This is a genomic window from Pseudomonas sp. PS01298 (assembly GCF_029959745.1).
Lineage (GTDB): Bacteria > Pseudomonadota > Gammaproteobacteria > Pseudomonadales > Pseudomonadaceae > Aquipseudomonas > Aquipseudomonas aylmerensis.
The window spans coordinates 17,612-40,513 of record NZ_JASCPP010000045.1 but is presented as its reverse complement, the minus strand read 5'-3'; the positions used below and the strand labels follow the sequence as shown (position 1 = coordinate 40,513).

Annotated in this window: 19 protein-coding genes; all 19 read right to left on the bottom strand. The window is 60.6% G+C overall.

Annotation, left to right across the window (positions count from 1 at the left end):
* Positions 1-24: 24 nt before the first annotated feature.
* Complete coding sequence (ispD, locus tag QMX97_RS17005; protein ID WP_201143653.1) at positions 25-732, bottom strand: 2-C-methyl-D-erythritol 4-phosphate cytidylyltransferase; 708 nt, start codon at positions 730-732, stop codon at positions 25-27.
* On the bottom strand, positions 729-1,007 hold the full coding sequence (gene ftsB, locus QMX97_RS17000) for a cell division protein FtsB (RefSeq protein ID WP_003172294.1): 279 nt from the start codon (positions 1,005-1,007) through the stop codon (positions 729-731). Before ftsB ends, ispD begins: the two co-directional genes overlap by 4 nt.
* Positions 1,008-1,178: 171 nt before the next feature.
* The gene (eno, locus tag QMX97_RS16995; RefSeq protein ID WP_065903054.1) at positions 1,179-2,468 is read right to left on the bottom strand and encodes a phosphopyruvate hydratase; all 1,290 of its coding nucleotides are present in this window, start codon (positions 2,466-2,468) and stop codon (positions 1,179-1,181) included.
* 163 nt (positions 2,469-2,631) lie between these two features.
* Positions 2,632-3,477 (bottom strand): 3-deoxy-8-phosphooctulonate synthase, encoded by an 846-nt coding sequence (gene kdsA / locus QMX97_RS16990; protein WP_106804954.1) that lies wholly within the window; start codon positions 3,475-3,477, stop codon positions 2,632-2,634.
* Between the two features lie 5 nt (positions 3,478-3,482).
* Positions 3,483-5,114 (bottom strand): CTP synthase, encoded by a 1,632-nt coding sequence (locus QMX97_RS16985; RefSeq protein WP_065903062.1) that lies wholly within the window; start codon positions 5,112-5,114, stop codon positions 3,483-3,485.
* A 273-nt stretch (positions 5,115-5,387) separates the two neighbouring features.
* Positions 5,388-6,707, bottom strand: a complete 1,320-nt coding sequence (gene tilS / locus QMX97_RS16980; protein WP_282397295.1) for a tRNA lysidine(34) synthetase TilS — start codon at positions 6,705-6,707, stop codon at positions 5,388-5,390.
* A gap of 192 nt (positions 6,708-6,899) precedes the next feature.
* Entirely contained in the window at positions 6,900-7,847 is a 948-nt protein-coding gene (locus QMX97_RS16975; RefSeq protein ID WP_003172288.1) for an acetyl-CoA carboxylase carboxyltransferase subunit alpha, read from the bottom strand.
* Between the two features lie 129 nt (positions 7,848-7,976).
* On the bottom strand, positions 7,977-11,498 hold the full coding sequence (dnaE, locus tag QMX97_RS16970; protein WP_213552381.1) for a DNA polymerase III subunit alpha: 3,522 nt from the start codon (positions 11,496-11,498) through the stop codon (positions 7,977-7,979).
* A gap of 76 nt (positions 11,499-11,574) precedes the next feature.
* Complete coding sequence (rnhB, locus tag QMX97_RS16965) at positions 11,575-12,207, bottom strand: ribonuclease HII (protein ID WP_065903072.1); 633 nt, start codon at positions 12,205-12,207, stop codon at positions 11,575-11,577.
* A complete protein-coding gene (gene lpxB / locus QMX97_RS16960) occupies positions 12,204-13,343 on the bottom strand; it encodes a lipid-A-disaccharide synthase (protein ID WP_065903073.1) in 1,140 nt (379 codons plus the stop codon). The genes rnhB and lpxB overlap by 4 nt, the downstream gene beginning before the upstream one ends.
* Positions 13,344-13,345: 2 nt before the next feature.
* Positions 13,346-14,122, bottom strand: a complete 777-nt coding sequence (lpxA, locus tag QMX97_RS16955) for an acyl-ACP--UDP-N-acetylglucosamine O-acyltransferase (protein WP_065903075.1) — start codon at positions 14,120-14,122, stop codon at positions 13,346-13,348.
* Positions 14,119-14,559 carry a 3-hydroxyacyl-ACP dehydratase FabZ gene (gene fabZ / locus QMX97_RS16950; protein WP_003172281.1) on the bottom strand — a complete coding sequence of 147 codons (441 nt, stop codon included), beginning with the start codon at positions 14,557-14,559 and terminating at the stop codon, positions 14,119-14,121. The genes lpxA and fabZ overlap by 4 nt, the downstream gene beginning before the upstream one ends.
* Positions 14,560-14,670: 111 nt before the next feature.
* Complete coding sequence (gene lpxD, locus QMX97_RS16945; RefSeq protein WP_282397294.1) at positions 14,671-15,726, bottom strand: UDP-3-O-(3-hydroxymyristoyl)glucosamine N-acyltransferase; 1,056 nt, start codon at positions 15,724-15,726, stop codon at positions 14,671-14,673.
* Positions 15,727-15,729: 3 nt separating this feature from the next.
* Complete coding sequence (locus tag QMX97_RS16940) at positions 15,730-16,233, bottom strand: OmpH family outer membrane protein (protein ID WP_003172279.1); 504 nt, start codon at positions 16,231-16,233, stop codon at positions 15,730-15,732.
* Between the two features lie 45 nt (positions 16,234-16,278).
* Positions 16,279-18,666 (bottom strand): outer membrane protein assembly factor BamA, encoded by a 2,388-nt coding sequence (gene bamA, locus QMX97_RS16935; protein WP_065903080.1) that lies wholly within the window; start codon positions 18,664-18,666, stop codon positions 16,279-16,281.
* Between the two features lie 74 nt (positions 18,667-18,740).
* Positions 18,741-20,093 carry a sigma E protease regulator RseP gene (gene rseP, locus QMX97_RS16930; protein ID WP_065903081.1) on the bottom strand — a complete coding sequence of 451 codons (1,353 nt, stop codon included), beginning with the start codon at positions 20,091-20,093 and terminating at the stop codon, positions 18,741-18,743.
* Positions 20,094-20,146: 53 nt separating this feature from the next.
* Positions 20,147-21,337, bottom strand: a complete 1,191-nt coding sequence (gene ispC, locus QMX97_RS16925; RefSeq protein ID WP_106804958.1) for a 1-deoxy-D-xylulose-5-phosphate reductoisomerase — start codon at positions 21,335-21,337, stop codon at positions 20,147-20,149.
* Positions 21,334-22,140: a phosphatidate cytidylyltransferase gene (locus tag QMX97_RS16920; RefSeq protein ID WP_065903083.1), complete on the bottom strand. Its 807-nt coding sequence runs from the start codon at positions 22,138-22,140 to the stop codon at positions 21,334-21,336. The genes ispC and QMX97_RS16920 overlap by 4 nt, the downstream gene beginning before the upstream one ends.
* The gene (uppS, locus tag QMX97_RS16915; protein WP_016974405.1) at positions 22,140-22,895 is read right to left on the bottom strand and encodes a polyprenyl diphosphate synthase; all 756 of its coding nucleotides are present in this window, start codon (positions 22,893-22,895) and stop codon (positions 22,140-22,142) included. The genes QMX97_RS16920 and uppS overlap by 1 nt, the downstream gene beginning before the upstream one ends.
* Between the last annotated feature and the right edge of the window lie 7 nt (positions 22,896-22,902).

Here is a 22,902-nt window from a genome sequence, read left to right as displayed (position 1 = left end):
AAGCCAGCTCCCACATATCACCGACTAGCGCCGATTCGCCCACCGCAAGCGCAACCACTCCAGATCTTCCGGCCGGGTCACTTTGATATTGTCCGAGCGCCCTTCGATCAGCCGGGGGGCCTGACCGGCCCACTCCATGGCCGACGCTTCGTCGGTGATCACCGCATCCGCCACCAGGCTGTCAGCCAGCGCACGGTGCAAAGCCCCGAGGCGGAACATCTGCGGGGTGTACGCTTGCCAGATCAGGCTGCGATCCACGGTTTCCTGCACCCGGCCGTGCTTGTCGACACGCTTGAGGGTGTCGCGGGCCGGCACGGCGAGCAGGCCACCCACCGGGTCGTCCGCCAGCTCCGCCAGGAGTTTGTCGAGATCATCGCGGCTCAGGTTGGGTCGCGCCGCATCGTGCACCAATACCCAATCGTCGTCGCCGGCGCCCAGCGCATTCAGATGCAGCAGTGCATTGAGCACCGACCCCGAGCGCTCCGAACCGCCGTCCGCACGCTGGATGCGCGGGTCAGTGGCACACGCCAGGCTGGGCCAATAGGGATCATCAACAGCAAGACTGACCACCAGGCCCTTGAGCGTAGGGTGGTCAAGGAAACAGCCGAGGCTGTGTTCGAGAATAGTGCGCCCGCCCAGTTGCAGATATTGCTTGGGACGGTCCGCAGCCATACGGGCACCGACGCCCGCGGCAGGTATCACGGCCCAGAAGGCCGGCAAACGGTGACTCATTGGGCCAACTGGTAGAGGGTTTCACCCTCCTTGACCATGCCCAGCTCATGACGCGCGCGCTCTTCCACGGTCTCGGTGCCTTTTTTCAGCTCAAGCACTTCGGCATCGAGGACGCGGTTACGCTCCAGCAGACGCTCGTTCTCGGCATGCTGGTCGGCAATTTGCTGCGTCAGGTCTTTTACCTGCGCAAAGCTGCCATTACCCACCCATAGGCGGTACTGCAGGCCAGCCAGCAACAAGAGCAAGACGAGGAACAACCAATTGGGACTGCGCATCGAATATCGGGTATCCAGTGAAAAAAGACCGCCATGCAAAACTTTTGCAGCAACTGATAGCACGAAGCCTGGAAGAACCAGGCTTGTGCTAGATAGTCATCAGATTAGCGTCGAAATGCACACTGTCGTGATTTTTCCGACGCAATCCGCGGACTTTTTACCATTTAACAATCAGCCGCGAAACTCGCTGCGACCGTTGTATTTGGCTTTGCCGCCCAGTTGCTCTTCGATACGCAGCAATTGGTTGTACTTGGAAACGCGGTCGGAACGGCACAGGGAACCGGTCTTGATCTGGCCCGCCGAGGTGCCCACGGCCAGGTCGGCAATGGTCGAGTCTTCGGTTTCGCCGGAGCGGTGGGAGATCACGGCGGTGTAGCCCGCAGCCTTGGCCATCTGGATGGCTTCCAGGGTTTCGGTCAGGGTGCCGATCTGGTTGAACTTGATCAGGATCGAGTTGGCGATCTTTTTATCGATGCCTTCTTTCAGGATCTTGGTGTTGGTCACGAACAGGTCGTCGCCCACCAGTTGGATTTTCTCGCCGATCTTGTCGGTGAGGACTTTCCAGCCAGCCCAGTCGGACTCATCCAGGCCGTCTTCGATCGAGATGATCGGGTAGCGCTCGGTCAGGCCCTTGAGGTAGTCGGCAAAACCTTCGGAGGTGAACACGTGGCCTTCGCCGGACAGGTTGTATTTACCGTCCTCGTAGAACTCGCTGGCCGCGCAGTCCAGGGCCAGGGTCACGTCGGTGCCCAATGTGTAGCCAGCGTTGGCCACCGCTTCGGAGATCACTTTCAGTGCATCTTCGTTGGACGCCAGGTTCGGCGCGAAACCACCTTCGTCACCCACAGCAGTGCTGAGGCCACGGGCCTTCAGTACAGCCTTCAGGTGATGGAAAATCTCGGTGCCCATGCGCAGGCCTTCGGAGAACGACTTGGCGCCCACCGGCTGCACCATGAATTCCTGGATGTCGACGTTGTTATCGGCGTGTTCGCCGCCGTTGATGATGTTCATCATCGGGACCGGCATCGAGTAGACACCCGGCGTGCCGTTCAGGTTGGCGATGTGGGCGTACAGCGGCAGGTCCTGGTCCTGGGCCGCGGCCTTGGCAGCTGCCAGGGACACCGCGAGGATGGCGTTGGCGCCCAGGCTACCTTTGTTTTCAGTGCCGTCGAGCTTGATCATCGCGTGGTCCAGGGCTTTCTGGTCCAGCGGGTCCTTGCCCAGCAACAGGTCACGGATCGGGCCGTTGATGTTGGCTACGGCCTTGAGTACACCCTTGCCCAGGTAACGGCTCTTGTCGCCATCACGCAGTTCCAGCGCTTCGCGCGAACCGGTGGAAGCACCGGACGGCGCGCAGGCGCTGCCGATGATGCCGTTATCGAGAAGCACGTCGGCTTCGACGGTGGGGTTGCCACGGGAGTCGAGAACTTCACGACCTTTGATGTCGACGATTTTTGCCATTGTTGTAAACACTCCAAAGTTGACGAAAACGCTCTATACCGCTCGATTTAACTTGTGGTGCACATTGCAGGAGCCGGCTTGCCGGCGATGCGGTCCGTTGCATCGCCGCAAGGCTCGAGGGCGCCATCGCCGGCAAGCCGGCTCCTGCACAGGGATCGTGATCTTACGCGGTTTCGACGACAGGAAAACTCTTGACCAGTTCGTCCATCTGCTTGAGCTGGGCCAGGAACGGCTCCAGCTTGTCCAGGCGCAGGGCGCAGGGGCCGTCGCACTTGGCGTTGTCCGGGTCCGGGTGGGCTTCCAGGAACAGGCCCGCCAGGGACTGGCTGATGCCCGCCTTGGCCAGGTCCAATACCTGGGCACGACGCCCGCCAGCGGAATCGGCGCGGCCACCCGGCATCTGCAGCGCGTGGGTCACGTCGAAGAACACCGGGTATTCGAACTGTTTCATGATGCCGAAACCGAGCATGTCCACCACGAGGTTGTTGTAGCCGAAGCTCGAACCACGCTCGCAGAGGATCAACTGGTCGTTACCCGCTTCCACGCACTTGTTCAGGATGTGTTTCATCTCCTGGGGTGCGAGGAACTGGGCTTTCTTGATATTGATCACCGCGCCGGTCTTGGCCATGGCGACCACGAGGTCGGTCTGGCGCGACAGGAAGGCCGGCAACTGGATGATGTCGCACACCTCGGCGACCACGGCAGCCTGCTCAGGCTCGTGGACGTCGGTGATGATCGGCACGCCGAAGGCTTGCTTGATGTCCTGGAAGATCCGCATGCCTTCTTCAAGGCCCGGGCCGCGATAGGAGGTCACGGACGAACGGTTGGCCTTGTCGAAGCTGGCCTTGAACACATACGGGATCCCCAGTTTCTGGGTAACGCGTACGTACTCTTCACAGACCTGCATCGCCATGTCGCGGCTTTCCAGCACGTTCATGCCGCCGAACAGCACCATGGGCTTGTCGTTGGCAATCTCGATATCGCCTACGCGAATGATCTTCTGGGCCATCAGGGTTACGCCTTCTTCTGATGTTGCGTCAGTGCTGCTTTGACGAAACCGCTGAACAACGGGTGACCGTCGCGCGGCGTCGAGGTGAACTCGGGGTGGAACTGGCAAGCCACGAACCACGGATGATCCGGTGCCTCGACCACTTCAACCAGCGCGCCATCACCGGAGCGACCGGAGATCTTCAGGCCAGCTTCTTTGATTTGCGGCAGCAGGTTGTTGTTCACTTCGTAGCGGTGACGGTGACGCTCGACGATCACGTCCTTGCCGTAGCAGTCGTGGACCAGCGAGCCCGGCTCCAGCAGGCAATCTTGCGCGCCAAGGCGCATGGTGCCGCCCAGGTCGGAGGCTTCGGTGCGGGTCTCGACGGCACCGGTGGCATCTTCCCACTCGGTGATCAGGCCCACGACCGGGTGGCCGCTCTTGCTGTCGAACTCGGTGGAGTTGGCGTCTTTCCAGCCCAGCACGTTACGGGCGAACTCGATGACGGCCACTTGCATGCCGAGGCAGATACCCAGGTATGGCACTTTGTTCTCACGGGCGTACTGCACGGCGGTGATCTTGCCTTCCACGCCACGCAGGCCGAAACCGCCCGGTACGAGGATCGCGTCAACCCCTTCGAGCAGCGCGGTGCCCTGGTTCTCGATGTCTTCGGAATCGATGTAGCGCAGGTTGACCTTGGTCCGGTTGCTGATGCCGGCGTGGCTCATCGCTTCGATCAGCGACTTGTACGCGTCCAGCAGTTCCATGTACTTGCCGACCATGGCGATGGTGACTTCATGCTCAGGGTTGAGCTTGGCGTCGACCACGGCTTCCCACTCGGACAGGTCGGCACCGCCGCACTGCAGGCCGAAACGCTCGACCACAAAATCATCCAGGCCTTGCGAGTGCAGGATGCCCGGGATCTTGTAGATAGTGTCGGCGTCTTCCAGGGCAATTACCGCACGCTCTTCAACGTTGGTGAACTGCGCGATCTTGCGACGCGAGGAGATGTCGATCGGGTGATCGGAGCGGCACACCAGCACGTCCGGCTGCAGGCCGATGGAACGCAGTTCCTTGACCGAGTGCTGGGTGGGCTTGGTTTTGGTTTCGCCGGCGGTGGCGATGTACGGCACCAGCGTCAGGTGCATCAGCATCGCGCGCTTGGCGCCGACTTCGAAACGCAACTGGCGGATGGCTTCGAGGAACGGTTGGGACTCGATGTCACCCACGGTGCCACCGATCTCGACCATCGCCACGTCCGCGTCGCCTGCACCCTTGATGATGCGGCGCTTGATTTCGTCGGTGATGTGCGGGATCACCTGGATGGTTGCACCCAGGTAGTCGCCACGGCGCTCCTTGCGCAGCACGTGCTCGTAGACACGGCCAGTGGTGAAGTTGTTGTTCTGGGTCATGGTCGTGCGGATGAACCGCTCGTAGTGGCCCAGGTCCAGGTCAGTCTCGGCGCCGTCGTGGGTGACGAACACTTCACCGTGCTGGAACGGGCTCATGGTGCCCGGGTCGACGTTGATATACGGGTCCAGCTTGAGCATGGTGACCTTAAGTCCCCGCGCCTCCAGGATGGCCGCCAATGAAGCGGAGGCAATGCCTTTCCCCAATGAAGAAACAACACCGCCCGTGACGAATATGTAGCGCGTCATGAAAAACCCTAGAAGTCTGCGTTAAAGCGGTCCGAGCCGCCGGGGAAAGCGAAGGAAGGCCGAAGCCCCCGATCACCTGCATTAATCACAGTGCACCTTTCAAAAAAACCGCCGCGTTGTGACAGACCAGCAATGAAACACCGGTACGTTGATCGCTACACATTTTTTGGAATCGCCCAGCAAAGACTGCTTGGTAATCGGCAACTGCTGCGATTCAGGCGAATCCACAGAAGTTGTATCAAGAAGGGAGCGTAGTCTACCGGAAAGGCTCTATCAGCTCAAACCTTGATCGCAGGTCTGTGGCACCCAATGCAATTGCCAGCGTTCGCGCGTTGCTGGCCAGAGTCCCGCAAGGCTGGGCACACCCAGCAATTGCTCGCCCTGATAGAGCAGCGGCAATCTGCCACGGACAAAACCCGGCAGCCCACTTTCATTAAGCAGGCGCTTCAAGTCACGCCGGCCTCGACCTGGCACTTCGACGATTTCACCGCCCTGGCGATAACGGACAACCAAAGGGCCTGCAGGCGCATTGCCGGTCACACTCAGCCGACCATTGCCGGGTAACTCTAGTGGGTATTGCGGATCAGGCCAGCTCACCGATGCGTCGGAAAATTCCGACCAAACGGCAGGCAGCCACCAGATACGCCCACGGCAACGATGCAGCTCACCGTCAGCAAGGCGCCACACAGGCTGTGCGTCGTCCTTGGCATCCCGCAGGGAAAGCCAGCTGGCCCAATGGTCGCTGTCGGGCAAGCGGGTAAGCGGAGTCAGCCAATGCCGCAGGGCGTTGCGTTGACGAGCGTCGGACAGTTCACACAGCGGCGCTAGCTCCAGCGACGGTAACGGCAGCCAGGCAAAGGGGGACGGCTGATCGGCGGCGTGCAGATCCATGTGTGCCAGCTCATCGAGCAGGCCCTGGGCTTCACTCAGGTGCTCGGCCGTGCGCGCAAGGCTGGCTACGGCCTGAGGCCAGCGCTGCGCAAGCACCGGCAACACACGATGACGAAGGTAGTTGCGAGAGAAGCGTGGATCGGCGTTGGACGGGTCTTCGATCCACCTGAGCTGATGCACGCGGGCGTAGGCTTCCAGCTCTTCACGCGAGACATGCAGCAATGGCCGCACCAGATAGCCACCTGCCAATGGCCGCTGTACCGGCATTGCCGCCAACCCGCGCACCCCGGCGCCACGCAACAAGCGAAACAGCAGGGTTTCAGCCTGATCGTCACGATGCTGGCCGGTGAGCAGCACCTGCCCTGCCCCCGTCACCTCGGTAAACGCCTGGTAACGCGCGTCTCGGGCGGCGCGCTCCAGGCTGGCACCGGGTTGCACCTGCACGCGCATCACACGCAGGGCCACGCCCAGGCTGTCGCATACTGACTGGCAGTGAACAGGCCACGCGTCGGCGGCAGCTTGCAGGCCATGGTGGACATGGATCGCGCTCAGTGGCGGGAGGTGGTCAGTGTTGGCCAACGTGGCCAGGAGGTGCAGCAGGACAGTGGAATCAAGGCCACCCGAGAATGCGACGTGCCAGGCCGGGGCATTGCGCCACGGGGCAAGGGCTTGCAGGAGTTGGGCGGGTAGAGTTGGTTTCATCACACATTACCGCCGCCAATCTGGAATACGTCCGCCAAGCATACACAAAGCAAATGTGGGAGCGGGCTTGCGTGGGAACCGGGCTTGCCCGCGATGCAGGCAACTCGGGTCATCAGTGACACCGAGTTGATGCTATCGCAGGCAAGCCAGCTCCCACACAAGCCAGCCCCCACATTGAGTACTGCGTCGTGCTTAGAGGCCGTAGCTCATCAGGCGCTCATAGCGACGAGCCAGCAGCGCTTCGTTATCCAGCTTCTTGAGCATCGCCAGTTGCGAGCCCAGTTCGGCACGGATGGTCGCGGCAGCCGCGGCCGGGTCACGGTGGGCACCGCCCAAAGGCTCGGCGATGACTTTGTCCACGATACCCAGGCCTTTGAGGCGATCGGCGGTGATGCCCATGGCTTCAGCAGCGTCCGGCGCCTTTTCGGCGGTTTTCCACAGGATCGAGGCGCAACCTTCCGGCGAGATCACCGCGTAGGTCGAGTATTGCAGCATGTTCAGCTGATCGCAGACGCCAATGGCCAGTGCACCGCCGGAACCACCTTCACCGATCACGGTGGCGATGATCGGGGTTTTCAGACGGGACATCACTCGCAGGTTCCAGGCGATCGCTTCGCTCTGGTTGCGCTCTTCAGCGTCGATACCTGGGTATGCACCCGGGGTGTCGATGAAGGTCAGGATCGGCATCTTGAAACGTTCGGCCATTTCCATCAGGCGGCACGCCTTGCGGTAGCCTTCCGGACGCGGCATGCCGAAGTTGCGACGGACTTTCTCGCGCACTTCACGGCCTTTCTGGTGACCGATCACCATCACTGGCTGGTCGTCCAGGCGGGCAATACCGCCAACGATGGCCGCGTCGTCGGAGAAGTGGCGGTCGCCGTGCAGCTCGTCGAACTCGGTGAAGATGTGCTGGATGTAGTCCAGGGTGTATGGACGGCGCGGGTGGCGAGCCAGGCGCGCGATCTGCCAGCTGGTCAGCTTGCCGAAGATGTCCTCGGTGAGCGTGCTGCTCTTGTCTTGCAGGCGAGCGATCTCATCGCCGATGTTCAGCGAATTGTCATTGCCGACCAGGCGCAGTTCTTCAATCTTGGCTTGCAGGTCAGCGATCGGCTGTTCGAAATCAAGAAAATTCGGGTTCATAAGCGTCCGTCTTGGGTCGACGGCCAGGGAGTGCCTGGCCAGCCGGTTGTCTATTCGCGCCCTACCTTAAGGGAGAGGCGCGTTTAGGTCGAGATTAAATGTTTAGTCGTGATCAGACATATCTGACCGTCAACGGTATTGGAGGAAGACGTTGTCTCGCCCGAACTGGTCACGCAATGCTTGAATCAAGCCATCAGCGGGATCAATTCGCCAGGTCTCACCAAACTGCAGCATCGCCTTGGCGTCATTGCCGGTGTACTCCATGGTCACCGGGCACGCACCACGGTGGCGCTTGAGCAGGTCGCCCAACCAGCGTAGCTGATCGCCCTTGAGTGCCTCGGTTTTCACCTTCAGGCGCAGGCTTTCGGCCAGATTGGTACGCGCATCCTCCATGCTCATCACCCGCTTGATCCGCAGGCGCAGGCCGCCGGAGAAGTCGTCGTTGCTGACCTCCCCTTCCACGACCACCATGGCATCGGTCTGCAGCAGCGACTGCGCGGAATGGAAGGCGTCGGCAAACAGCGACGCCTCGATCCGGCCCGAGCGGTCGTCAAGGGTGATAAAGCCCATCTTGTCGCCCTTTTTGTTTTTCATCACGCGCAGGGCGATGATCATGCCGGCGACGGTCTGGGTATCCCGCGCCGGCTTCAGGTCGATGATGCGCTGGCGGGCGAAACGGCGAATCTCGCCTTCGTACTCATCAATCGGGTGACCGGTGAGGTACAGGCCCAAGGTGTCTTTCTCACCCTTGAGGCGCTCCTTGAGGGTCAACTCCTTGGCCTTGCGATGGTTGCCGTACACATCCGCGTCTTCCTCGACGAACAGCCCGCCAAACAGGTCGGCGTGACCGCTGTCGTGGGTGCGGGCGGTCTGTTCGGCGGCCTTGATCGCTTCTTCCATGGCGGTGAGCAGCACGGCGCGGTTGCGGTCGATGTTCGCCTGGTAGGCCTTCGGCTCGTCATGGAAGTACGGGCCGAGGCGGTCCAGCGCACCGCTGCGGATCAAGCCGTCGAGGGTGCGCTTGTTGATGCGCTTGAGGTCAACCCGTGCGCAGAAGTCGAACAGGTCCTTGAACGGGCCGTCCTGGCGGGCTTCGGTGATGGCTTCCACCGGGCCTTCGCCGACGCCCTTGATCGCGCCGAGACCATAGATGATGCGGCCTTCGTCGTTCACCGTGAACTTGAATTCCGAGGCGTTCACATCCGGCGCGTCGAGGCGCAGCTTCATGGTGCGCACTTCCTCGATCAAGGTCACGACCTTGTCGGTGTTGTGCATATCCGCCGAGAGTACCGCAGCCATGAACGGCGCCGGGTAGTGGGCTTTCAGCCAGGCGGTCTGGTACGAGACCAGGCCGTACGCGGCGGAGTGGGATTTGTTGAACCCGTAACCGGCGAATTTTTCCACCAGGTCGAAGATGTTACCGGCGAGGTCAGCGTCGATATTGTTGGTGGCGCAACCTTCAATGAAACCGCCGCGCTGCTTGGCCATTTCCTCGGGCTTTTTCTTACCCATGGCTCGACGCAGCATGTCCGCACCACCGAGGGTGTAACCGGCCATGACCTGGGCAATCTGCATCACCTGTTCTTGATACAGGATGATGCCGTAGGTCGGCGCCAATACGGGCTTGAGGCCTTCGTACTGGTAGTCCGAGTGCGGGTACGCCAGCTCGGCACGCCCGTGCTTACGGTTGATGAAGTCATCCACCATGCCCGATTGCAACGGGCCCGGACGGAACAGGGCCACCAGTGCGATCAAGTCTTCCAGGCAGTCGGGCTTGAGCTTTTTGATCAGCTCTTTCATGCCACGCGATTCAAGCTGGAACACCGCTGTGGTTTCAGCTTTTTGCAACAGCGTGTACGTCGGTTTGTCGTCCAGCGGGATAAAGGCGATATCCAGCGGTTCTTCACCGACCTTGGCGCGGTCGCGGTTGATGGTCTTGAGCGCCCAGTCGATGATCGTCAGGGTCCGCAGGCCGAGGAAGTCGAACTTCACCAGGCCGGCAGCCTCGACGTCATCCTTGTCGAACTGGGTCACCAGGCCATCGCCTTCTTCGTCGCAATAGATCGGCGAAAAGTCGGTCAGCTTGGTCGGCGCGATAACCACACCACCGGCGTGTTTACCGACGTTACGCACCACACCTTCAAGCTTGCGCGCCATGTCCCAGATTTCGGCGGCTTCTTCATCGACCTTGATGAAGTCGCGCAGGATTTCTTCCTGCTCGTAAGCCTTCTCCAGGGTCATGCCGACTTCGAACGGAATCATTTTCGACAGGCGGTCAGCCAAGCCGTAGGACTTGCCCTGCACCCGTGCCACGTCGCGGATTACCGCCTTGGCCGCCATCGAACCGAAGGTGATGATCTGGCTCACGGCGTTGCGGCCGTACTTCTCGGCCACGTATTCGATCACGCGGTCGCGACCGTCCATGCAGAAGTCGACGTCGAAGTCGGGCATGGAGACCCGTTCCGGGTTGAGGAAGCGCTCGAACAGCAGGTCATATTCCAGCGGGTCGAGGTCGGTGATCTTCTGCACATAGGCCACCAGCGAGCCAGCACCTGACCCCCGGCCCGGACCGACCGGTACGCCGTTGTTCTTGGCCCACTGGATGAAGTCCATCACGATCAGGAAGTAACCGGGGAACCCCATCTGGATGATGATATCCAGCTCGAAATTCAGCCGATCGACGTAGACCTGGCGCTTGGCCTCGTAGTCTTCGGTGGTGTCCCTGGGCAGCAGGACGCTGAGGCGCTCCTCCAGGCCGTCAAACGACACCTTGCGAAAGTATTCATCGATGGTCATGCCATCGGGAATCGGGAAGTTGGGCAGGAAGTGCTTGCCCAGCTTCACTTCGATATTGCAGCGCTTGGCGATTTCGACCGAGTTTTCCAGGGCCTCGGGCAGGTCACTGAACAGCTCGGCCATTTCATCCGCGCTTTTGAGGTACTGCTCTTCGCTGTAGTTCTTGGAGCGGCGCGGGTCATCCAGGGCCCGGCCTTCGCCGATGCACACGCGGGTTTCGTGGGCCTCGAAATCTTCTTTCTTGATGAAGCGCACATCGTTGGTCGCCACCAGCGGCGCACCCAGCTTGTCGGCGAGGGCCACGGCGGCGTGCAGATGCTCTTCATCGTTGGGGCGGTTGGTGCGCTGCACTTCCAGATAGAAGCGCCCCGGAAAGACCTGCATCCACTCACTCGCCAACACTTCGGCTTCGTGCGGGTTGCCGCCCAACAGCGCGATGCCGATCTCGCCTTCTTTGGCGGCCGACAGCATGATCAGGCCTTCGCTGGCCTCGGCGACCCACTCGCGCTCGATGATGATCGAGCCGTTGCGCTGGCCATCGATAAAACCACGGGAAATCAATTCGGTGAGGTTGCGATAACCGACGCCGTTCATCGCCAACAGGCTGATGCGGCTCAGGGGGTTATCGGGGTCCTTGTTGGACAGCCACAGGTCGGCGCCGCAGATCGGCTTGATCCCGGCGCCCATGGCGTTCTTGTAGAACTTGACCAGGGAACACATGTTGTTCTGATCGGTCACCGCGACCGCAGGCATATTCATGCCCACCAGGGTTTTGACCAGCGGTTTGATCCGTACCAGGCCGTCGACCAGGGAGTATTCAGTGTGCAGGCGTAGATGAACGAATGAAGCCGGCATAGTGATCCTGTCTTGATACATGAAAACAACAAGGCCCGGATTGTACCGGGCCTTGGCAAAAACATCAGCCTCGCGACTAAACCTCGCTGAGGCTCTCGCGCAGCTCGTAGGCCTGGCGCACCGGGGCGAACGAGCGGCGGTGGATCGGGGTAGGACCCAGGCGTGCCAGGGCTTCCAGATGAACGGGCGTCGGATAGCCCTTGTGCCCACCGATGCCGTAGCCGGGATAGATCAATTCAAACGCAGCCATTTCACGGTCGCGACTGACTTTGGCCAGGATCGAAGCGGCGGCAATGGCCGGCACCTTGCTATCGCCCTTGACCACCGCCTCGGACGGCATGGCCAGCTTGGGGCAACGGTTGCCGTCGATCATCGCCATTTTCGGCGTGATGTGCAGGCCTTCCACCGCACGCTGCATGGCCAGCATGGTGGCGTGGAGGATATTCAATTCGTCGATTTCTTCGACTTCGGCCCGGGCGATATGCCAGCTCAGGGCTTTTTCACAGATCTCGTCGTAGAGCTTTTCACGGCGTGCTTCGGTGAGCTTCTTCGAGTCGTTGAGGCCCAGGATCGGGCGGTTCGGGTCGAGGATCACCGCCGCCGTCACCACCGCGCCGCACAGCGGGCCGCGTCCGACTTCGTCAACGCCGGCCACGAGTGCGTGGGCTTCGGCAACCAGGCTGAAATCCAGGCCCATTTGCGTGCTCATAAAGCTTCCTGTTTGTGGCCGATCAAGCTCAACACGGCGTCAGCCGCCTGGTTCGAGGCATCCCGGCGCAGGGTGCGGTGGATGTCGTCGAAACCACGGGTCTGTTCTTCGCCGCCGTCGATCAAGGGTAGTAGAGTTTGCGCGAGGGCCTCGGGCGTCGCATCGTCCTGCAACAACTCCGGCACCAGCAGGCGCTGGGCCAGCAGGTTGGGCAAGGAGATGTAAGGGCTCTTGACCATGCGCTTGAGAATCCAGAACGTCAGCGGCGCAAGGCGGTAGGCCACAACCATCGGGCGCTTGTACAGCAAGGCTTCCAGGGTCGCGGTACCCGAGGCGATCAACACCGCGTCGCAGGCCGCGAGAGCCAGGTGCGACTGACCGTCGAGCAAGGTCAATGGCAGGTTGCGGCCTTCCAGCAAGGTTTCGATCTGCGCGCGACGCTGCGGGCTGGCGCACGGCAGCACGAAACGTACGCCCGGCTTCAAGGCCTGCAGGCGCTCGGCGGCATCAAAAAACACCGAGGCCAAACGGCCGACTTCGCCGCCACGGCTGCCCGGCATCAGCGCCACCAGCGGGCCGTCGGGCAGGCCCAGCTCGGCACGCGCAGCCGCGCGGTCAGCCTGCAAGGGAATGGTGTCCGCCAGGGTATGCCCGACAAACCTTACCGGCACCCCCTTCTCTTCGTAGAACCTGGCCTCGAACGGCAACAGGGTCAACATCAGGTCACAGCCTTCACGGATTTTCAGCACGCGCTTCTGCCGCCACGCCCAAACGGATGGGCTGACGTAGTGCACGGTCTTGATCCCGGCCTGGCGCAACTTGAGTTCGATGTTGAGGGTGAAATCCGGTGCGTCGATGCCGATGAAGACGTCAGGCTTTTCCTCGATCAGGGTCTGGATCAGCAGCTTGCGACGGGCCAACAGCTCGCGCAGGCGCCCCAGCACCTCAACCAGGCCCATGACCGACAGGCGCTCCATGGGGAAGTAGGACGTGAGCCCTTCAGCCTGCATCAGCGGGCCGCCGACGCCGATGAACTCCACCGCTGGATGCTGGGCCTTGAGCGCCCGCATCAGACCTGCGCCCAAAATGTCGCCGGAGGCTTCTCCGGCCACCAGCGCGATACGCAGAGTGGCCATGATCAGCGGGTGATGCCGCGAGTCGACGCCTGGATCGAGTCGCGAAACACCGCGACTTCCGGGAACAACGCTGCCGACTCGGCCAGTTGGATCAACGCCTGGTCCACCGTCAGCCCCTGACGATAAACCACCTTGTAGGCACGGCGCAGGGCGTGGATCGCCTCTTCGCTGAAACCCCGACGGCGCATGCCTTCGAAGTTCATGCTGCGGGCTTCGGCCGGGTTGCCGAATACCGTGACAAACGCCGGTACATCCTTGCCGATTGCGGTACCCATGCCGGAAAAGCTGTGGGCGCCGATATGGCAGTACTGATGCACCAGGGTAAAGCCGGACAGGATGGCCCAGTCGTCAACGTGCACATGGCCAGCCAAGGCAGTGTTGTTGACCAGGATGCAGTGGTTGCCGATCACGCTGTCATGGCCGATATGGGCATAGGCCATGACCAGGTTGTGATCACCCAGCGTGGTCTCGGCACGATCCTGCACAGTGCCACGGTGAATGGTCACGCCTTCACGGATGATGTTGTGATCACCGATTACCAGGCGTGTCTCTTCACCCTTGTACTTCATGTCCGGGGTGTCTTCGCCTACCGAGGAGAACTGGTAGATGCGGTTGTGTTTGCCAATGCGGGTCGGACCCTTGAGGATCACGTGCGGCCCGATGACAGTCCCCTCGCCGATTTCCACACCTGCGCCGATGATCGACCAAGGGCCGACCTCAACGTCGGCGGCCAGCACGGCCGACGGATCGATGATTGCGCGAGGGTCAATCAAACTCATAGTTTGCGTTCCGCACAGATGATCTCGGCGGAGCACACCGGCTTGCCATCCACCGAAGCCTGGCATTCGAACTTCCAGATCTGGCGCTTGCAGCTGATGAACTTGGCTTCCAGGATCAACTGGTCACCCGGGGTAACCGGGTTGCGGAAACGCAACTTGTCGGAGCCCACGAAATAGTAAAGCGTGCCATCGGCAGGCTTGAGGTCGAGCATTTTGAAACCAAGGATACCGGCAGCCTGGGCCATCGCTTCGATGATCAACACGCCCGGCATGATGGGATGCGCAGGAAAGTGACCATTGAAGAACGGTTCGTTGATGCTGACATTCTTGTAGGCACGAATGCGCTTTTCCTCAACATTGAGGTCCACTACGCGGTCCACCAGCAGGAACGGGTAACGGTGAGGCAGGTATTCGCGAATCTCGTTGATGTCCATCATTTCGGGGGGAAGCCTGTAATAAAGATTGGGGGCGGGCGAACTAAAAGCACGCCCCGCTAGCAAATCAAGGAGGCAGTCTAGCGGCTGTGCACACTTGATATGGAAATGGTATCAGCCTTCTGATGAAGCATTACCGCCAGGGGTCACGTCTCCAACACGCTTTTCCAGCTGTTTGAGGCGTCGAGCCATGTCGTCGAGCTGCCTCAACCGTGCTGCACTCTTGCGCCATTCAGCTGCAGGCTGCATGGCGGTACCGGAAGAATAGGCACCCGGCTCGGTAATCGAGTGGGTCACCATGGTCATGCCGGTGATGAATACGTTGTCGCAAACTTCAATATGCCCCACCAACCCTACGCCACCGGCTAGCATGCAATGCTTGCCGATTTTGGTGCTGCCGGAGATGCCTACACACGCCGCCATGGCGGTGTGATCGCCAATCTGGACGTTGTGGGCGATCTGGATCTGGTTATCGAGCTTCACGCCGTTACCGATCACGGTATCGGCCAGGGCCCCGCGATCAACAGCGGTGTTGACACCGATTTCCACGTCGTCGCCGATCAATACGCCGCCGACCTGGGCAATCTTGTTCCAGACACCTTTGGAATTGGCAAAGCCAAAACCTTCACCGCCGATCACGGCACCCGACTGGATGACCACACGCTCGCCGATACGCACATCGTGGTACAGGGTCACGCGGGGTGCCAGCCAGCCATCGGCACCGATTTCGCAGCGTGCGCCGATGAAGCAATGCGCACCGACAGTCACACCCGCCGCAATGCGTGCACCGCTCTCGATCACCGCAAACGCGCCGACGCTGGCCGCAGGGTCAACCTGCGCATCATCGGCAATGACCGCCGAAGGATGAATACCGGCGCCAGCCTTGGGTTTCGGGTCGAACAGGTGCGATACCCGTGCATAAGCCAGGTACGGGTCGGCCACCACCAGCGAATCCCCGGCAAACCCTTCGGCGTCAGCGGCTTTGAGCAACACGGCTGCAGCCTGGCTATCGACGAGGTATTTACGGTATTGGGGATTTGCGAGGAAGCTCAACTGAGCTGGGCCAGCCTCCTGCAAGGTGGCTAGCCCAGTGATTTCTTTCTCCTTGGAGCCACGCAAGGTGGCCCCCAGGAACTCGGCCAACTCGCCGAGCTTGATAGTCGCGGTCATGGCTTACTTCAGCTGGTTCATGCGCTCGATCACCTGACGGGTGATGTCGTATTGAGGCTTGACGTCGATGACAGCGCCACGCTCGAACACCAGGTCAAAGGCACCTTTCTTGATGACTTCTTCCACAGCGCTGTCCAGTTTCGGCTTCAGCTGCTTGAGCATTTCGCGGTCGGCAACTGCCTTGGCTTCGTTCAGCTCCTTGGACTGGAACTGGTAGTCACGGGCCTTTTGCTTGAATTCAAGCTCCAGGCGCTCGCGCTCGCCCTGCTGCATCTTGTCGCCACCGGCTACCAGGCGATCCTGGATGCCCTTGGCACTGCTTTCCAGGGTCTTGAGCTTGGTCAGTTGCGGACCGAATTTCTTCTCGGCATCCACGGCGTACTTCTTGGCCGCATCGGATTCCAACAGAGCCATCTGATAGTTCAGGACGGCGATTTTCATTTCGGCGAAGGCCGGGGTGGTTACCAGCACGGTGGCCAGCAGAACCAATTGAGTCAACTTACGCACGATGTACTCCTACAGAATCCGTTGTCGTTATCTTGGGTCAGACGCTTAGAACGTCTGGCCGAGGGAGAATTGGAAAATCTGGGTTTCAGCGTTATCCGGTTTCTTGATCGGCATGGCCAGAGCAAAGCTCAATGGGCCAAGCGCAGTCACCCAGGTCACACCCACACCCACGGAGCTTGCCAGGTTGCTGAGGCTCACGTCGTTGCATTGGGTTTCGGACTTCACGCCGCTCGGGTTACGGATCTGCTCGCACTTGGAGTCGAACACGTTACCCACGTCCCAGAAGACCGAAGTACGCAGCGAACGCTGATCCTTCACGAATGGCAGCGGGAACAGAATCTCCGCACCACCCTGAATCAAAACGTTACCACCGAACGGCAGCGGGTCGTTGTCCGAATCCGCCACAGTGCCTTGGTTACCGGTTACACCCACACCACGGCTTGGCGTACCACGAGGACCCAGGGTGCTGTCCTTGAAGCCACGTACCGAGTTGAAACCACCAGCATAGTAGTTCTCATAGAACGGCAAGCCATTGGTCGAACCATAACCATCGCCATAGCCCAGCTCAGTGTGCAGGCGCATGGTGTAGTTATCGCTCAACGGCTGGAACAACTGGCCGCGGTAGTCGAGTTTGAAGAACGACAGGTCGCTGCCCGGCGTCGTGGTTTCCAGGGTCAGGCTCTGGGAGTGACCACGGGTTGCCAGCACACCTTTGTTCAGGGTCGACTCGGACCAGCCGGCGGACGCCTTGAAGTTCAGGAACTTGTCACCTTCGCGACGGGTAAAGTCGAAGATCTCGTCCACGGTGTACACACCGGTCTTGATCTCATCCTGTTGCGCGGTCAGGCCAAAGGTCAGGCGCGACGTTTCGCTGATCGGGTAGCCAATGTTGGCGCCCACACCCAGGCTGTCGATCGCATAGCTTGCTACGTCAACGTCGAGGTCTTTGTAGTCGGTGGTGCGGTAGAAGGCGTTGTAGCCCAGGCTCACACCGTCGGCAGTCCAGTAGGGGTCGACATAACCGAAGTTATAGCGGCTCTGGTATTCGCTGCGGGTCAGGCCGATGGAAACCTTGTTACCGGTACCGAGGAAGTTGTTCTGGGTGATCGAACCACCGAGGATCAGGCCGGCGCTCTGTGCGAAACCAACGCTGGCGGTGATGGAACCCGACGCCTGCTCTTCCACGGCGTAGTTCACGTCAACCTGGTCATCCACGCCCGGTACGGCCGGGGTCTCGACGTTGACTTCCTTGAAGAAGCCCAGGCGCTCAAGACGGGTCTTGGACTGGTCGATCAGGTAAGTCGACGCCCAGCCACCTTCCATCTGACGCATTTCACGACGCAGCACTTCGTCCGCAGACTTGGTGTTGCCACGGAAGTTGATGCGGTTCACGTAGGCACGCTTGCCTGGGTCGACAACGAAAGTGATGTCCACGGTGTGGTCATCATCGTGCGGGGTCGGCACGCCGTTGACGTTGGCGAAGGTATAGCCTTCGTTACCGAGGCGGCGGGTGATCAGTTCGGAGGTGGTGGTCATCAGCTTGCGCGAGAACACCTGGTCCTTCTGCACCAGCAACAGCGCCTTGACCTGGTCTTCAGGGACTTTCAGGTCGCCGCTGAGCTTGACGTCACGAACCTTGTACTTCTCGCCTTCGTTGACGTTGACGGTGATGTAGACGTGCTTCTTGTCCGGGGTGATGGACACCTGGGTCGAAGCGATATCCATGTTGATATAGCCACGGTCCAGGTAGTAGGAGCGCAGACGCTCCAGGTCACCGGAGAGTTTTTCACGTGCGTACTTGTCGTCGTTCTTGAAGAACGACAACCAGTTGGTGGTCTTGAGTTCGAACAGGTCGATCAGGTCGTCATCAGCGAACTTGGTATTGCCCACCACGTTGATGTGCTGAATCGCCGCCACGGTACCTTCGTTGATGTTGACCTTGAGGCCGACACGGTTACGAGGTTGCGGGACCACTTCGGTTTCCACGGTCGCGGAGTAGCGGCCCTGGGCAACGTACTGGCGTTGCAGCTCGTTACGCACACCCTCAAGGGTGGCGCGCTGGAAGATCTCGCCCTCGGCCAGACCGGATTGCTTGAGGCCCTTCATCAGGTCTTCAGTGGAGATCGCTTTGTTGCCTTCGATCTCGATACTGGCGACGGAAGGTCGCTCGACGACAGTGATGACCAGGACGTTGCCTTCGCGACCCAGTTGGATGTCTTGAAAGAAACCGGTTTTGAACAGCGCACGAGTGGATTCCACCAGGCGACGGTCATCAGCCTGTTCCCCAACGTTCAACGGCAAGGCACCAAAGACGCTACCCGCGGAAACCCGCTGGAGGCCGTTGACGCGAATATCGGAGATGGTGAAGGACTCGGCGTGAACTTCGGCGATCATCAATACGGTGAGAACCGCAGTTAGCAGCAGACGTTTCATGAAGTCCTTTCTTATTCCAACTGGCAATAAACAAACTGCCGCAAAATGCGGCAGATTCGCAATTCAGCGAAGCGTTACAGACGACCCAGATCGTTGACCAAGGCTAACAACATCACCCCGACCACCAAACTGATACCGATCTGTATCCCCCAACCCTGCACCCGATCCGACAAGGGACGACCACGCGCCCACTCGACCAGATAAAACAACAGATGCCCCCCATCCAATACTGGAATGGGCAGCAAATTCAGAACACCCAGGCTAATACTCAGATAAGCCAGGAAATTCAGGAAATCCGCGACACCCGACTGGGCAGAAGCGCCCGCCACTTTAGCAATGGTTATCGGTCCACTCAAGTTTTTTACCGAGAGCTCGCCGAACAACATTTTCTTGAGGGATTCGAGGGTCAGCACACTCATGGTCCAGGTGCGTCGAGCGCCCTCGCCAATTGCTGCCAACGGCCCGAAACTGACCTCGCGCACCATCGATGGCGGCCACTCTACACCTTTCACCCCGGCACCCAGGTAACCCCCGGCCGCCTTGGCTTCCCCGCGCACCGCCAGGGTGACAGGGATGTCGATTTGAGCACCGTCGCGCTCAACTTTCAGCACAATTTTGGTATCAGGCCGTACACGAACCAGGTCGACCACTTGCTGCCAGTCGCCCAATGCCTGGCCATCGAGGGCCAACAGGCGATCACCGGTTTTCAACCCGGCGGCCTGGGCCGGGCCTTTCGGGTCCAGCTCGGCGAGCACCGGCGGCAGCGCCGGGCGCCACGGACGGATACCCAGGGATTTGATCGGATCAGGCTCGTCAGCCCCCTTCAGCCAATGGTCAAGGGCCAGCGTACGCGGGGTTTCGGTAGTGGAATCCTGCTCGCGCACCACCACATTGACGGTACCGCTCTCACCCAGGCGACGAACCAATTGCAAATTGACCGCGCCCCACCCCGTGGTGGGCTCGCCATCAATGGATACAATTTCTTGCCCTGCGACCAGGCCGGCCTTGGCCGCCATGCTATCGGCCTCGACCGCGCCGATGACCGGGCGCACCTGCTGGCTGCCGAGCATGGCCAGCACCCAGAAGAACACCATCGCCAGCAGGAAGTTGGCGATCGGTCCCGCGGCAACAATCGCAATACGCTGACGAACGGTCTTGCGGTTAAAGGACTGGTCCAGTTGATCAGCCGGCACTTCACCTTCGCGCTCGTCAAGCATCTTGACGTAGCCACCCAAGGGGATGGCCGCAATCACAAACTCGGTGCCGCGACGGTCATGCCAGCGCAACAGCGGCATGCCGAAACCGACGGAAAAGCGCAATACCTTGACGCCGCAACGACGTGCCACCCAGAAGTGGCCGAATTCGTGGAAGGTAACCAGCACACCCAGAGCAACCAGGGTGCCGACAATCATGTAAAGCGCACTCATCTAATTTCTCCGCATTCCAATCCAGTGCCTGAAGGCTCAAACACGCCCTCAAACTAACGCGCGTTGCGGTCCAGCCATTGTTGAGCCAGGGCACGAGCCTTGGCATCAGCCTCGAACACCGCTCCCAGATCATTCACTGCCACGACAGGCTCAAGCGCCAGGACGTCCTCGATGATACTCGCGATCTGCGGAAAGCGGATGCGCCGTTCGAGAAACGCCGCCACGGCCACTTCATTGGCAGCATTGAGCATCGCCGGTGCGCTGTTACCCGCTTGCGCTGCATGTCGAGCCAGGCGCAGGCAAGGAAAGCGTTGCTCGTCCGGCGCCTCGAAATCCAGCCGCGCAATTGCAAACAGGTCCAATGGCGCCACGCCGGAATCAATCCGCTCCGGCCAGGCCAGGGCGTTGGCGATGGGCGTGCGCATGTCGGGGTTACCCAACTGCGCCAACACCGAACCATCCACATAGTCGACCAGGGAATGAATCACACTTTGCGGGTGGATCACCACCTCGACTTGCTCGGGGCGTGCATCGAACAGCCAGCAGGCCTCGATCAACTCCAGCCCCTTGTTCATCATGCTTGCCGAATCCACGGAGATCTTGCGCCCCATGGACCAGTTCGGATGAGCGCAGGCCTGGTCCGGAGACACATGCTCCAGCTCAGCCAACGGAGTTTGACGGAAAGGACCACCAGAGGCCGTCAGCAGAATCCGACGCACGCCGACCTGGCTCAGGCCTCGGGCAAAGTCACCCGGCATGCACTGGAAGATGGCGTTGTGCTCACTGTCGAGGGGCAGCAACACCGCGCCGCTCTTGCGCACCGCTTGCATAAAGAGCGCACCGGACATCACCAGCGCTTCTTTATTGGCCAACAGGATCTTCTTGCCAGCATCGACCGCAGCGAGGGTTGGACGCAAGCCAGCTGCCCCGACGATGGCGGCGACAACGGTATCCACCTCGGCATCCGCCGACACCTGGCACAGCCCCTCCTCGCCCACCAACACCTGGGTAGCCAGCCCGGCAGCCCGCAGATCATCCTGCAGCCCGCGCGCCAACGCGGCCTCAGGCACGACGGCGAAACGCGGTGCATGGCGCACACACAGGGCGAGCAATTCGCTCAAACGTGAGAACCCGGTCAGCGCGAAGACCTGATAGCGATCCGGGTGGCGAGCGATCACGTCCAGGGTGCTCAGCCCTACCGAGCCCGTAGCCCCCAGCACGGTTACCTGTTGCAGGCGGCTCACGAGGCAGTCATCCACAGCAGTACGGCAAAAATCGGGATGGCCGCCGTCAGGCTGTCGATACGATCCAGCACGCCGCCGTGGCCCGGCAGCAGGTTGCTGCTGTCCTTGATCCCGGCCTGGCGCTTGAACATGCTTTCGGTCAGGTCACCGACCACCGAGATAAAGACGACGATGGCAGTGCCCAGCAGCGCCAGGAAGATCTCCTTCACCGACCAGTCACGCACCACACCCACCACCAGCGTGATCAGCAGGGTCAATGCCAGGCCGCCGTACACGCCCTCCCAGCTCTTGCCCGGGCTGACCGCCGGCGCCAGCTTGCGCTTGCCGAACGCACGACCCGAGAAGTAGGCGCCGATATCCGCGCCCCAGACAAGCACCATCACCGCCATGATCAGCCAGTTGCCCATCGGCGAATGCTTGATCAGTACCAGCCCTTGCCAGGCCGGTAGCAGGATCAACAGGCCAATGACCAGCTTGCAGGCCACACTGGACCAATGACTGCTGGTGCGCGGATAGGTCAGCACCAGGAACGTCGCCAGCGCCCACCACAAGACCGCCGCCCCCAGCACCCAGGGCGCGACGTCCGGCAGGATGTACATGAGAAACAGCAACAGCGCCACGATTGCGGCGTACACCACACGTGGCAACTGTGCACTGAAGCCCGCCAGGCGCGCCCATTCCCAGGCGCCCAGGGTTACGACCAAGCCAATAAACAGCGCAAAGCCGGAACCATCGAGCAGGAAAAACCCACACAAGGCGATCGGCAACAGGATCAGTGCTGTGATGATTCGTTGTTTAAGCATTAAACCCGGGCTCCAGCTTCGATCTGCTCGCTCGTTTTACCGAAGCGACGCTGACGGGAAGCGAAATCGGCCAGCGCATTACGCATGGCATCGTGTTTGAAGTCCGGCCAGAACAGGTCGGAGAAGTACAGCTCGGTATAGGCCAGCTGCCACAGCAGGAAGTTGCTGATGCGGTGCTCGCCACCGGTGCGGATGCACAAGTCCGGCAACGGCAGGTCGCCGGTCACCAGGCAGGTCTGCAGCAGTTCGGGCGTGATGTCGTCCGGGCGCAGATGACCGGCCTGCACTTCGCGGGCCAGTCGCTGCGCGGCCTGGGCGATATCCCACTGGCCGCCGTAGTTGGCCGCGATCTGCAGCACAAAACGGTTGGCCCCGGCGGTAATGGCCTCGGCTTCGCGCATGGCGGCCTGCAATTCCGGGTGGAAACGCGAGCGATCGCCAATGATGCGCAGGCTGATGTTGTTGTCGTTGAGGCGCTTGGCCTCGCGACGCAGAGCCTTGAAGAACAGGTCCATCAAGGCACTGACTTCTTCGGCCGGGCGCTGCCAGTTCTCGCTGGAGAAGGCAAACAGGGTCAAGACTTCGACCTTGGCCTCGGCGCACACCTCAATCACAGCCCGTACCGCATCGACACCCGCTTTATGCCCGGCAACACCCGGCATAAAGCGTTTCTTCGCCCAGCGATTATTCCCATCCATGATGATCGCGACATGGCGCGGCACCACAGAGGGTACAGTCTGCTTGGTCTTTTCCATGAAGGCG